This is a genomic window from Chryseobacterium sp. POE27 (assembly GCF_039727685.1).
Taxonomy (GTDB): domain Bacteria; phylum Bacteroidota; class Bacteroidia; order Flavobacteriales; family Weeksellaceae; genus Chryseobacterium.
Genome location: NZ_CP152475.1, coordinates 1,079,611 through 1,092,427, shown reverse-complemented (window position 1 = coordinate 1,092,427; position 12,817 = coordinate 1,079,611). Strand labels below are relative to the sequence as shown.

Genomic DNA, 12,817 nt, shown 5'->3' with positions numbered 1-12,817 from the left:
AACAATCAAAATGTTTGGATGGGGAGGCAGAATATTAGGAACCATAAGAGTAGCTTTTTATAAGTTTTCCGCAACTGAGTTAAATGGCAATCACAAAGCTATTATTGAGTGTTCTGATAATTTTCCCACAACGGTAATTAATGTAGGACTTGATGCTTCTGGCAATGTATGTATTAATATTGGGGAATCGAATACTGTATGGAATACATACCTAAAAGTAGAGGTTGAAAGAGTTGTCGCTTTTCATCAGGGTGCAAACTTTGATTGGTCAAAGGGATGGAGCCAAACCATCGAAACAGATGTTTCAACATACACGCAACTTCTACCAATTGCTACAGAAGTTGTAGCAACAAGAACCTGGGTCGATCAAAACAATCCTATAAAGAATCCGATGGTGCTTGGATCTAGTGATCTTAATACAGTTTTAACGCCTGGCTTTTATGCACAACTTACCAATTCCGGATCCACTTTAGCGAATAATTACCCATCAGAGGGATTATTTGCCGGAAGTTTAAGGATATATAAAACAATTTCTACAGGCATTGTGCAGGAATATCAGACCAGAAGTTCCGCAGGTACTGTAACATTTATAAGAAGCACTGAAAATAATGGTGCAAGCTGGACTGCATGGAAGAAGGTTTTAACGAGTATAGATTTTAATCCGTCAAATTATTTTACGAAAACAGAATCATTAAGTCAATTCGTAGGTAAAACAGGTATTGAGACTATTTCAGACACCAAAACCTTCACCCATAGCCCCGTTATTCCCAATGGAACGATCGGAACCCATGCCGTAAACAAAAACCAGATTGAATTAAGCGCTACTCAGGAAGGGGAAGGCGGACAGCAATTAAACATAAGTGGGAATAATTCTGTCAGTCTCACAAATTTTTATGTGACATCGCAAGACGGAACAAGAAACCCTGATGATATTGCTCCCAATTCGACACCTAGAAGAGTAAGATTCGATTTTGCAAAATCGAATAGTGCTGGATTAGGAGCGACAGGAAATTATGCAGGAATAATGACTTATTCACCCTGGGATGGCACTACAGGTTCTACAGGAGATTCATCTTATCAGTTGGCATTTGCAAATCAGAGCGGGATTAATGGTTCCGGGCTTCCGATGCTTAAAATAAGAAAAGGAATTGATGGAAATTGGACAACGAAATGGTATAAATTCTGGACAGAAGCAGATTTTACTTCATCCAACATTCAGCAGTGGAATTATGCTTATCAGTATGGATTAAAGCTAAATCAAGAATTTACCTCTAACCTGAATACAGGATTAGTAATTGCTGATAATTATTTTGGAGACGAATCCGGTATTATAGATAATCAAGAGAATAGATCTCTGGTAACGAAAATAAAAGAGTATTATTTTTATGGGTCCCAGTATGGTAAGTTTGATGGTTTAAATTTCAATGGCAAAAGTACGTTCTTTGGTATGGGAACAGCAGCCAATGATACTGATAAACTAACAGTACAAGGATCTGTAAAAGCCACTAAGAATTTTAAATCAGAAGAGGAAAAGGCAGATACCGTATTTATTCCTAATGGTAATGTAGCTAATTTAAGAGATGAAATTATTAACGATGAATCTGAATATGCAATTAGATTAGACCCGCATGAATATGTAATGGATTCGTATTCTGAACTTGTCGTTGATGATCGGAACAGACTTATTCATATTATTGGGGAATATACCAAAATGTTTGTTGATTTTAAAAACATTTATCCGAAGCAGCAGATCGTCATTTACAATTTTGATCAAAATGATGGTTCGATGGAGGTAAAGATACAAGGCAAACCCATATATTATATTGAGCCGCGTTGTTTCATTAGATTGTATGTTACAAGATCATTAAGAGTAATTGTTGAAAGATTACAGCCATGTCAGGTTGTTTGGTAAAATATAAGAAGTAACCAACTTAAAAATTTTAGCGGTAAGAATATTATACCTTTAAAATAATTAGTCATAAAAATGGCGTCACTTAGCACAGTGGCGCCATTTGTCTGTTTTTAATCAAGATGGATGATTTAAAAATATCATTAATTATTTCCAGCCCACATTATTTCTCCAAAGCACATAGTCCGGATTTTCGTTCTCAATACGTTCGATCTCTTCAATGGTAGCAATACGGCCCAAATTTTCCTGAGATACCGGAGGAAGATCATATTGCAATCTTAATGTATTCAGGTTTTCCGGATCGGTAACAGGGTAGATGCTTCCATCTGCATTCATCTGGGTCCCAAAGCGCTGAGGTTTTCCCTGAAAATACTGGATCCTGTCATAGAGATATGCTAAATGCTTTTTATTGATATCCATTTCATTTTCTTTCATCAGTCCATAAAAAGCCATCATGAATTCAGGTTCTGCAATGGAATGCTGAACAATCAGCCATGCTGCCTCGTTCGCTTCTTCGCCCACTTTTGAAATACCAGGAAAACCAATATCCTTGATGATATTCCGGAGTGATTCTGCATTTTTGCGATGGATTTGTTCCATCTCAGGATGATAGCCACCACCCATTTGACTTTCCCTCAAAAGCTTTTCTCTGACTGACAGATCCTTTTTTGCCAGCTGAATTAATACCTCGGCATATTCAGGTTTTTCCATGATTTCAATGTATCTATTGACTCAAAATTAAAAAAATCATCGGAACTTTTGCCTGAATGTTTACCGGTTTGTTAATTGTATTTCAGATGGTTCATGCAATTTCTTATTCAATAATGAAAATAGTTTGTATCAGATTTAATTTCTATTTCATTTTTTAAAAAGTCCTGCTTGTAAGTTTAAACCTGTAGAACCCTCTGCCAATTGGAGGTAATTACGTTTACTCTGATCTTTTTCGATGACTACAGTTCCGGTGGTCTGTACATTTTTCATTTCCAGAAAATCTGTTGAGGTGGCATCACTGTCGCTTAATGGTCCGCTTCCATATCCTGCCAGTTTATTATAATTCACAAAAATGCAGTCAGAAGCCTTATAGCGTCGTGTACTTCCTTTTTCTCTTATCCAAATGGTACTCGTATTGGCGATGATGTTATGATGAAAGTCGAAATCGTCTCCGTTGGTACCTTGTGTAGTCCAGACACCGCAAAAATAGCCGCCATATACCAACGAATGTCGCATGGCACTACGGCTACCGGTCTTTCCATCGTTTTTCCAGAAGACAACAGGGATTTTACAGTTGAAAAAAACACAATGATCGATCACCAAACCATAGCCATTTGCTATAACTCCGACATGTAATGGTAATACATCTACATTCCCGGCGAACAGACATTGTGTCACAAGCAAATCATCCAGGTTTTTTCCGTCACGCCAGATGGGGTAAGATCGGCGTAAATTATTACTATCGAGATAAGTATAATCAGGACTGCCTGTAAACCGCAGACCTTCAATGGTCACATGGCTTACTTCAGGTTGTATGCCTTTAGCTTCTTCTCCGCCTACCCCCGGTTCGAGGGGTGCAACGGTTATTACAACAGGCATTTTTTTTGGTGTCCAGTCTGGATCATCAGGCATGACTTCCGCGCGAATAATAAGGCGGTCGGTAAAAGTATATTTATCATTGGTAAATAGGACAGTTTGGGTTAACAGGTGAACACCTTCAGAAAGGATGATTGTTGTTTCTCCCTGCTCTTTGTTTACATTAACGCGCCTGGCTGCCTCTGAAAGAGTTTTTAGTGGCTGGGACTTTATTCCGGAATTGGTGTCGTTTCCGGTTTGGGGATTAACATATAATTGTTCTGCCTTTACCCAAAGCATACTCATCACGCAAAATAAAAGACTAAGTGTTGTAGATTTTATCATGTTCCTTTTTTTCTGTAAAATTAGGAACATTCACATCCTTGAAAAAGGTCATTTTATCTTTAAAATTGTCATTTTAAATTTTCTTTCGGTATTGCTGGGGAGTTATATTGGTGAACTTTTTAAAGAACCGGTTAAAATTGGATGGATCTGAGAATCCAAATTCATAGCAAATCTCTTTTGCGGATTTATTTTGATGCAATTGTCTCTTTATTTCTGAAATCAGCTTGTGATGAATCATTTGCTGTGCTGATAATCCACTGAACTGTCTGCAGATTTTATTAAGGAATCCGGAGCTGATATTAAGTAATTTGGTATAGGCTTCGACGGTCTGATCCTCCAAAAATCTCTGTTCCAGTAAAGACCGGAATCTATAGAAATCTGAATGGATATAGGTATCCCGCTGAACATTGTAAACACCTGCATAATAACGGTTGAGAACTATAAGCAGCTGATATAGTAAGGATCTGATCAAATGATTGCTGTCATTCTGAATCTGTTCAAATTCCCGTTCTATTTCATGTAAAAGCTCCAGACATTTCCCGAATGATGTTTCACATATCTGCATTTCGGCGGGATGTGAATACTGATGAAAGTATTGAAACCGGTACAGAAATAGTTCATCCGAAAAAAAAAGATGGAGAAAATCTTTTTCAAAGAACAGGGTATAGCCTTTTACCTCTTGTTCAATCTCCCAGCGGCGAATTTGTCCGGGGCTGGTGAAAATAATTGTTCGTGGTTGTATTGATATTTTATTTTCGTCCAATACAAAGGTTCCTAATCCCTCTTGAATAAAAATAATTTCGTAAAAACTAAGTTGATGCAATGTGCCGTCTAATACATAGTTTTTCAATGTTTCAATACGTCCGATATCTAATAACAGCTCTGAACCATATTTACAGGGCAGAAAATGATAGGTTTTAATTTTGGGGACTGATGCCATTTCTTTACAATCTCTTGCTGATCAAATGAATTTGATAAAAGTACAAATTTTGATTGTCTTTTGTTCAAACAATACAGGAATTTCAATCGATCTAAATACCTTGTATAGACATGATTTTAAATAACTGTATTTCAGCATCAGAGAATTATCAGGTTGCTCCGGCATTCTGTTTTTTTTGTTTTCCCGATATCTTAGGATTTAAAAATTTTATCGAATGCGTTTCATCGGGAAGTATCTTTGGTCTTTCTTTCCATTTTTCAGTCCGGAAACTGCTAAACCAAAAATTTTTTTCAGTACTGTGAAAAATATAGTGTTTTATAAAAAACAATTTTCAATTTACATTCGGGAATTCAATAATTAGAGAAGATGGGAATCGTTTTTTTCTTATTTTAGACGGGTCAAAATATTTAAATGACCTTTCGTATGACTAAAAAGCTGTTATTTATTTTGGTGTTTAGTTTAGTGTTTGGTTCAAAATCCAAAGCACAGCATAGCGCCATATTACCATCTGATGTACTGCCATTTCAGGTAACTGCCAAGAAATCTGTCTATAAAGGTAAAAATGCTCTTGCCTTGGAAATGCCGGGTCAGGCCGTTGGAGACAACACACTAGCGATTATCAGGAATGTTGATTTTCATAACGGCGTTATTGAAGCTACAATTAGTGGCCAGCCCATGGCCAACGCTGGAGAGACAGCCCGTGGGTTTGTGGGTATTGCTTTCAGGGCAGCTTTAGATGCTTCTAAAATGGAAGTTTTTTATTTACGCCCTACCAATGGACGTGCAGATGATCAGATTCGAAGAAACCACTCCAGCCAGTATATTTCCATCCCGGGATTTCCTTGGGAAAAACTAAGAAAGGAAACACCTGAAAAGTATGAATCATATGTAGATATAGTGCCTGCGGAATGGATCAAAATAAAAATCGTAGTAAAGAACGAGACGGCAAGGTTGTATGTTAATGGTTCTTCTCAGCCTACTTTGATCGTCAACGACCTGAAGCAGGGTAAAGATGTTCGGGGAAGTATCGGATTATGGATAGGCCCCGGAACGTTAGGACACTTTACTGATGTTAAGGTGACCAAGGAAGATTGAGACATAAACTACAAATTATTTAGAGTTTGAAATATTCATCGGAAAAATCCCCGCAATGATAAAAGTGCAGGGATTTTTTCCATTTATTAAAATGTGACTGGCGATGATCTGGATGATATATACAGGTTTTAAAGTTATTCAGAACTGAATGAATTATAGATTTTCTTCTTAACCTTTTCATCAGGACTTACTTTATAAAACTCACTAAGCAGATCCAAAGTGGTGGGTTTTTTAGGATATTGATTATGCAAAAGAAAATTTTTAAGCGCTTTATTTACATTATCTTCTCCAATCAGTTCGCTTAATTTTACCATAATCACCGCACCTTTTGAATAAGATATATGAGTATTTTCACCACTCACTTTGTACAGTGGCTGATTTTCAGATAAACCTTTTTCATTGTCAAATATCTGTTGATGTACTTTTAATTTTTCCAGCATTTTTTCCTTTCCGTGCATTTTTTTGTAGATCATCATTTCTGTGTACATGGCCAATGTTTCAGTTAACATTGTCGCGCCTTCTCTGTCGTCCGGATCGATCTGGCTGTTTCCCCACCAGAGATGCGAAAGTTCATGTCCGGCAAGTTCATTGATGACATCCTGATTTTGATCGGCGTGAATATTAGCATGGAAAAGCATATCTTCCGTCATAAAGATTGTCGATGGATAAGCAGTAGCTGCAAAACCTTTGGTAAAAGAAGAAACTTCTGCAAAACTGATGGTTTTGAACGGATATTTCCCAAAATTCTGTGTACAGTAATCCAATGTGATTTTTGCATTTTCAAGTAAATGATCTACGTTCTCCGAATGTTTTTTGTTATAAAAAATATTGATTGTTATCCCTTTATAAACGATGCTTTTTGCCTGATATCTGGCAGAAGAAACCGCAAAACGAAACGGAATTCTATTCGATCGATAATGAAAGTAATTTCTTTTATCTTTACTGTAATGTTGAATTAAATCTCCGGTTCCTATAGCAGTCTGGTTCTTTTCTGTGGAGACGGTCATATCCAGATTAATGAAATCTTTTTTTAAATACTTCAGGAGTTTCTAATTTTTTTAATTCAGACTGTTTTCCAAGCTTAAATTCTGCCCGTTTTTCTTCATCTTCAATTTCGTTATTGGCCTGGTATCCGAAAGTTGGGAAATATCGACTGATTCTCATAAAAGAACCATTTTCTATGATTGAATTGAATGAATCGTGACCATTGACAGCTGACCATTGATAGGAAATTTTAAAATTTAAATTGGCTTTTTCTCCAGGCTGTAAAGGTTGTTTTAAATCAATTTCAGTTACTGCCTGATTGATTTTTTTTGATTCGGAATCCGTGTTGAAATGGGCTGATTCTATTTGGAGATTGGGATTGAAATTAATCAAAATCTTGTCAATAGGTTTCCCAGTTTGATTCAACAAACTATATGTTCCGTTTATCTTATACGAATTTTCAGATGGATAAAGCTGTATTTGAGTGGTCACGTCTGTAATGTTCGGTTCTGCAAGATTTTTATAGTGTTTGAATTTCTGTTCGTATTGAGCCGACTGTATCATCTTTTCATCTTCATTTTGAGGAATATGGCCTTTCAGAAAGAGATTTCCGGCAAAAGCTCCGATAGATAATACAATGACAGTGAAAATGATTTGTTTCATATTTCCTTTTTTTGTTTTAAGAACTTCATTGATTAGCCAAAAACAAGCAATCAAAGCTAGACCGAATAACAGTCGTTCTGCAAAAGCTGAAGCATAGGGTCCGTATCCGTTAAAATCACTGTAAACACCTTTATAATCAGAAAATATTCTCAATAATGGATTGGGAATGATTTTTTTTGAAACAGGTCCGGCAAATGTAAAACCGGCAATAACAGAAACTCCCAGTGCTATAAATCGATTTTTGATATTGTCATTGATCAGCAAAATAAAGGCTGAGAAAAGGATCAGTGGAAAGGTATTAAACAAAACTGCTCCTAAATACGCATTCCAATCGATGTGAAAATAACTGTAAAATAACTGAAATATCAATCCTTCAATAATTAAAATACCGGTAAGAAAGAAAAATAAAATAGTGATGGACAGAAAATGTCCGTTCAGTTTATTTTTAGAAAAAAAGGTGCTTTTCTCAATCAGTGAAAACCCCGATGAATGGCTTCTCCAGTACAGGTCGTTAATAAAATAAATGACGATCAGCATCCCCAAAAGATGAAAATTTTCAGAAATGGTGGTCGACATCAATCCTGAGCTTGCATATTGCTGGGGAAGACGAATTCCCTTTTCTATTTCGGCATACATTTCCATTCCCACAAAAAATAAGAGCAAAATAGAAACGGCGGCAATGGTGATGCTTTTAAAAAGGTAAATGAGGTCGATTTTTGCAAATGACAAGACGGATTTTATATCAGAAATAAATCCAAAAGCAGATCTAGCGGTTCTAAAAGGTTCTGAATTTTTAGTAAAAGAAACACTCGCCCCCTGCTTTTTGCTCTTACTTTTATTTTTGTTTTGAGAACGGGGAGAGAATGAAAACAGCCTGTAGGTCAACACTAAGAATAATGCTGAAATGAGAAGAAAAACAATTCTGTTGATCGATAAATATCCGGAAAATGGTATAATAAAATCATTCTTTTGCTGAGCCGATAATGTTCTTGCTTCAAAAAAATAGGATGAAATCCCGAAAGGATCGATTAATGCAGATAATTGCTGCGTTTCCAGGGATTGTGGTAAACTTCCTGCCATAAAAGGAGAATTGGAAAACACCAGGATGACCATGTAAAGAACATAAAGAAACAGTCCGCCAACAACAACCAGAAGCTTTTTCTTTGTAGTAAATGAAATGAAAAACAAAAAGCTGCAGACTACAATGCAATTGATTCCTCCAAAAATTAAAAGAGGGTAGAGGTAATACCAAAAATGAAAATAGTGTTGAATTTCACTTCCCGTTCTTAGATTTTGTCCAATTACAAATCCGATCATCAAAAATCCGAAACTCAGAAAAGTCTGCACAAAAAAAGTAAGAAACTTTCCGTATAAATACGTCCGCTTTGAAAACGGATATGAGAAAATAAGAATATCAAATTTCGAATCCCAATCTTTAAAAAGCACCTGAATGGCAAAAATTATCGCAAAAAAAATGATGACCAAACTCAGTAAGCCTGTCATAAAACCTATAGTGTAAGGGGAATTTAAATAAATTCCTTCCCCAACCGTAAGATTGAACCGGTTTCCACAGAAAATACCGATCAATAGTAGAATTAAGACAATAAGATATGCAGGCCAACGCTTGATTGTACGTTTGACCTCAAATAAAATAAAGTATTCATAACTATGAGTTTTGGGTAAGTGTGTTGAAATAGACGTGTTCCAGCAAAGGATGTACTGATGTAAAATCAGGAAGCGACTGTTCTGAGAAGGCAGTGATATACAATTCTCTTTCGATCAATTGCTGGCTGATGATCCTGTAGTTGGATTGATAGTTTTCCAGCTGATCTTTTTCGATGGGCTTTGACCAGATCTTATTTTCCAGATCTGCAATCAATTCGTTTGGATTTCCCTTTGCGGGGAGCTTTCCCTGATTGATAATGGCTACTTCTGAACACAGATTCCGGACATCTTCAACCAAATGCGTAGAAAGGATTACGATCACATCATTGCTGATCTCGCTGAGTAAAGAATTGAAACGGTTTCGTTCCTCGGGATCCAGTCCGGCGGTCGGTTCGTCAACAATAATGATCTTAGGATTTCCCAGCAATGCCTGAGCAATACCAAAACGCTGCCGCATTCCACCGGAAAATGTATGGACTTCCTTGTTTTTAAAATCAGAAAGATTGACTTTCTCCAACAGACTTAAAATTTGGTTATTCCGCTCTGTATTATTGCTGATCCCTTTTAATAAAGCAATGTGCTGTAAAAGATCATACGCAGAAACTTTGGGATAAACGCCAAAATCCTGAGGAAGAAATCCTAGATTTTGTTTGATGTGATCGGGGTTTTGGGAAACATCGACTCCGTTGAATATTATTGTTCCCGAACTTGGTTTCTGCAGTCCAACGATTGTTTTCATCAGTGATGATTTTCCGGCTCCGTTGGGTCCCAATAAACCGAACATTCCGTTATCTATTTTTAAAGAAATGTCTTTAATAGCTTGAAAACCATTTTTGTAGGTGAGGCTTAGATTGTTAATTGTTAAAGTATTCATAGGATTGATTTTAGGTCATAGAATTCCTGGCAACGTTTCCATTGCTTTTCAAATTGTTCGTAAAAGTGTTGATGATAAAGCTTAATTGACTAAAGGTCACGAAGCTTTTGATTTGTTTTAATTATTCTTCTTTATACTCAAGAATATCCCCGGGTTGGCATTCCAAAGCTTTGCAGATTGCTTCCAGCGTATCGAAACGCACGCCTTTAGCTTTTCCTGTTTTAAGAACAGAAAGATTCACATTACTAATTCCTATTTTGTCTGCCAATTCTTTACTCTGCATTTTTCGTTTGGCAAGCATGACGTCTAAGTTGATGATGATTGGCATTTTATATAAATAGATCTTGTTCGTTTTGTAAATGTAGGCCCTGTTTAAAAATATTAGCAAGGAAGAAACAGAAAATTCCCAGCATGAAATGGATAAAGACCAGCCCCCAAATGAAACTTTCCACTTCTACAAAGAAACTTGCTATAATGACTATTGGTAAAGGGAAGAAAATGTTGTAGCTATAAAATCTTTTGAGGTGTACGATATTTTCTTCGGTAAATAATTTTGACTGAAAGAAGACCTTAAACACCTTTGCCGACAACCAGAAAAAGATTCCGTAAGTTAAGAGAACCATCAAAAAAGACAGGACGATATAAGAATAATTATTTTCGATGTTGAGAAATGGCTGCTCTGTAAATGGATAATTAATATGCAGGTATAGATCTTCTTTGTAAGGCGTTACGGCAAAACCGGTCAACAGGCAAAATACCGAATAGAGAAACGTAAGGAGATAGCCTGCCGATAATATAAGACACAGGTAATACAGGATCTTTGAAATATTTTTATTCTGATTCATAGTATGATCAATTAATTTATTAATGCAAATATATAATTAATTATCGTAAAACATTAATTAATTTAAAAAAAATATTTTAATTGATGTTTGTTAAACCGTAGCTAATAAGGCAGATTGGCTTTTTTCCATGTGTTTTTCAGAAAGGTTTAAAAAGGGTTATGATTAAAAAACGAAACAATATATTATTAATCAGATTTATCATTATTTCACATGAATTTCCGTAAGTTTTAATTTCAGTTTTTCGTAAAAGGAATATTGTTGTAAAAACCTATCTGAATCTGTCCGCGGTTTTTATTTTCCTGGAGCTGATTCATATAACCCGCCTCAATCCTCATGTTCTTGTTGATTACATATCCCAAAGCCCCATAAACTCTGTTTCTGTCGAAAACCGGACTGTTAAAGTGCAGGAAAATTTCATTGTAAGCCGATGCGTAAAAAGTTTTCGGCGTAAGTTCTTTATTGTTGATCGGAATGTTAAATCCTAAGAAATACCTGAACCTCATCCTGAAATCATCTTCCAGAAATCTCTCTTCCAGGCGATACCGATGCTGAATATTGAAGCGTCCGAATTTCTGTTTTGTAATATACTGTTGAAATATGCGGTGTTCAATATTTTCAGTCTTTTCGCCATTAAGATAAGGCTGACTTAAAATAAATCCATATCCGAGCAAAATATTATTATTGTTTTCCGTAAGGTCATATCCAATTCCCGTACGGATAAGAAGTTGTTCAAGATCACCTACTGCATCAAAATTTCTATATTGAATTTCATTATGCCAGTTTAGTTTTTTACTGATCTTATTGTTTCCAAAATACATATACCAAGCGCCCAGATCGTTTTTCTGAGCCTGTACCATCGAAGTTCCTAAAATAAAAATGCTTACTGCAAATGCTTTTATAACTTTCATACCGTTTTATATTTATTATTAAAATCTATTAAATTATTAAAATCAATGCTGATTATCAATAATAGGGAAAATATTTATAATAACAAACCTGATTTTATCCCATAAAAAAACCGGCTGTTTATGGCCGGCTTGTATTTTTATATGAACTGTACTAAGGATGCTGCTGTGCTTTTGCAGGATCATCATAATTCACCATCCAGTTAATCCCGAATTTATCGGTAAACATTCCGAAGTAAGCGCCCCAGAAAGTATCAGCCATTGGCATCGTAATGTTTCCGCCTTCAGAAAGACCATTAAATAGTTTATCAGCTTCTTCTTTAGCTTCTGCGTTGATAGAGATTGAAAAATTATTTCCTTCTTTGAAATGAGAAGCCCACTCACCGCCGGTATCGCTTCCCATCAATACAGTTTCTTTGGAGATTGGAAGAGTGACGTGCATGATCTTGTCTTTGTCTTCTTCAGGAGTTTCTTTGCCTTCCATCGGGGGCATCTCTCCAAAAGTACCCATATAAGGAATTTCTACTCCGAAAACCGATCCGTAAAATTCAAAAGCCTGTCTACAGTTTCCGTTGAATGTTAAGTAAACATTTACTGTTGCCATAATTGTGTTAATTTTTTATTGTTAAATCTATCTGTGCTGATCTATGAGGATCATATTTCCGTCGGGGTCTTTAAGGTAAATATGTTCGGGTCCGGAAGTACTTTCATCGGCTTCTTTCTGAAGCTCAATGCCCTGTTCTTTCAGATGTTTCTGAATATCACGAACGTCATCAAAACTGTCAAGATTCTGAGCATTCTGGTCCCAGCCGGGATTAAAAGTAAGCATATTACCATCAAACATCGCCTGAAAAAGTCCGATAATATGATCTCCGTTTTTCATGATAAGATAATTATGATCCATTTCCCCCGCCATATGACTGAATCCTAATTTTTCATAAAACGCTTTGGATTTCTGAAGATCCTTTACGCTTAAACTTATTGAGAAAGCTCCTAGTTCCATTTGTATTTTATCTTTTAATTATT

The 12,817-nt window shown here is 36.1% G+C and carries 13 protein-coding genes; 2 read left to right on the top strand and 11 right to left on the bottom strand.

The window, feature by feature from the left end; all coding sequences use genetic code 11:
• Positions 1-10: 10 nt before the first annotated feature.
• Entirely contained in the window at positions 11-1,912 is a 1,902-nt protein-coding gene (locus tag AAHI02_RS05065) for a pyocin knob domain-containing protein (RefSeq protein WP_346985723.1), read from the top strand.
• 144 nt (positions 1,913-2,056) lie between these two features.
• Here the strand turns inward: AAHI02_RS05065 and AAHI02_RS05060 are convergent, their stop codons facing one another.
• From AAHI02_RS05060 to AAHI02_RS05050, 3 genes are all read right to left on the bottom strand, one after another.
• Positions 2,057-2,620 carry a DUF6624 domain-containing protein gene (locus tag AAHI02_RS05060; RefSeq protein WP_346985722.1) on the bottom strand — a complete coding sequence of 188 codons (564 nt, stop codon included), beginning with the start codon at positions 2,618-2,620 and terminating at the stop codon, positions 2,057-2,059.
• Positions 2,621-2,767: 147 nt separating this feature from the next.
• On the bottom strand, positions 2,768-3,820 hold the full coding sequence (locus AAHI02_RS05055; protein WP_346985721.1) for a hypothetical protein: 1,053 nt from the start codon (positions 3,818-3,820) through the stop codon (positions 2,768-2,770).
• Between the two features lie 73 nt (positions 3,821-3,893).
• Entirely contained in the window at positions 3,894-4,760 is an 867-nt protein-coding gene (locus tag AAHI02_RS05050) for an AraC family transcriptional regulator (protein ID WP_346985720.1), read from the bottom strand.
• 423 nt (positions 4,761-5,183) lie between these two features.
• Between AAHI02_RS05050 and AAHI02_RS05045 the strand changes: the two genes are divergently transcribed.
• Positions 5,184-5,855, top strand: a complete 672-nt coding sequence (locus AAHI02_RS05045) for a hypothetical protein (protein ID WP_346985719.1) — start codon at positions 5,184-5,186, stop codon at positions 5,853-5,855.
• Positions 5,856-5,989: 134 nt separating this feature from the next.
• Here AAHI02_RS05045 and AAHI02_RS05040 read toward each other — a convergent pair whose 3' ends face one another.
• The 8 genes from AAHI02_RS05040 to AAHI02_RS05005 form a co-directional block, all read right to left on the bottom strand.
• The gene (locus AAHI02_RS05040; RefSeq protein WP_346985718.1) at positions 5,990-6,862 is read right to left on the bottom strand and encodes a M1 family aminopeptidase; all 873 of its coding nucleotides are present in this window, start codon (positions 6,860-6,862) and stop codon (positions 5,990-5,992) included.
• Positions 6,863-6,869: 7 nt separating this feature from the next.
• Positions 6,870-9,089, bottom strand: coding sequence for an ABC-2 transporter permease (locus AAHI02_RS05035; RefSeq protein WP_346985717.1), 2,220 nt, complete (start codon positions 9,087-9,089; stop codon positions 6,870-6,872).
• A gap of 79 nt (positions 9,090-9,168) precedes the next feature.
• Positions 9,169-10,041: an ABC transporter ATP-binding protein gene (locus AAHI02_RS05030; RefSeq protein ID WP_346985716.1), complete on the bottom strand. Its 873-nt coding sequence runs from the start codon at positions 10,039-10,041 to the stop codon at positions 9,169-9,171.
• A 121-nt stretch (positions 10,042-10,162) separates the two neighbouring features.
• Positions 10,163-10,369 (bottom strand): helix-turn-helix transcriptional regulator, encoded by a 207-nt coding sequence (locus AAHI02_RS05025; protein ID WP_346985715.1) that lies wholly within the window; start codon positions 10,367-10,369, stop codon positions 10,163-10,165.
• 1 nt (position 10,370) lies between these two features.
• Entirely contained in the window at positions 10,371-10,886 is a 516-nt protein-coding gene (locus AAHI02_RS05020; protein WP_346985714.1) for a DUF2975 domain-containing protein, read from the bottom strand.
• Between the two features lie 233 nt (positions 10,887-11,119).
• Positions 11,120-11,794, bottom strand: coding sequence for a DUF2490 domain-containing protein (locus AAHI02_RS05015; RefSeq protein ID WP_346985713.1), 675 nt, complete (start codon positions 11,792-11,794; stop codon positions 11,120-11,122).
• Between the two features lie 151 nt (positions 11,795-11,945).
• A complete protein-coding gene (locus AAHI02_RS05010) occupies positions 11,946-12,395 on the bottom strand; it encodes a VOC family protein (RefSeq protein ID WP_346985712.1) in 450 nt (149 codons plus the stop codon).
• 27 nt (positions 12,396-12,422) lie between these two features.
• Entirely contained in the window at positions 12,423-12,794 is a 372-nt protein-coding gene (locus tag AAHI02_RS05005; protein WP_346985711.1) for a VOC family protein, read from the bottom strand.
• Between the last annotated feature and the right edge of the window lie 23 nt (positions 12,795-12,817).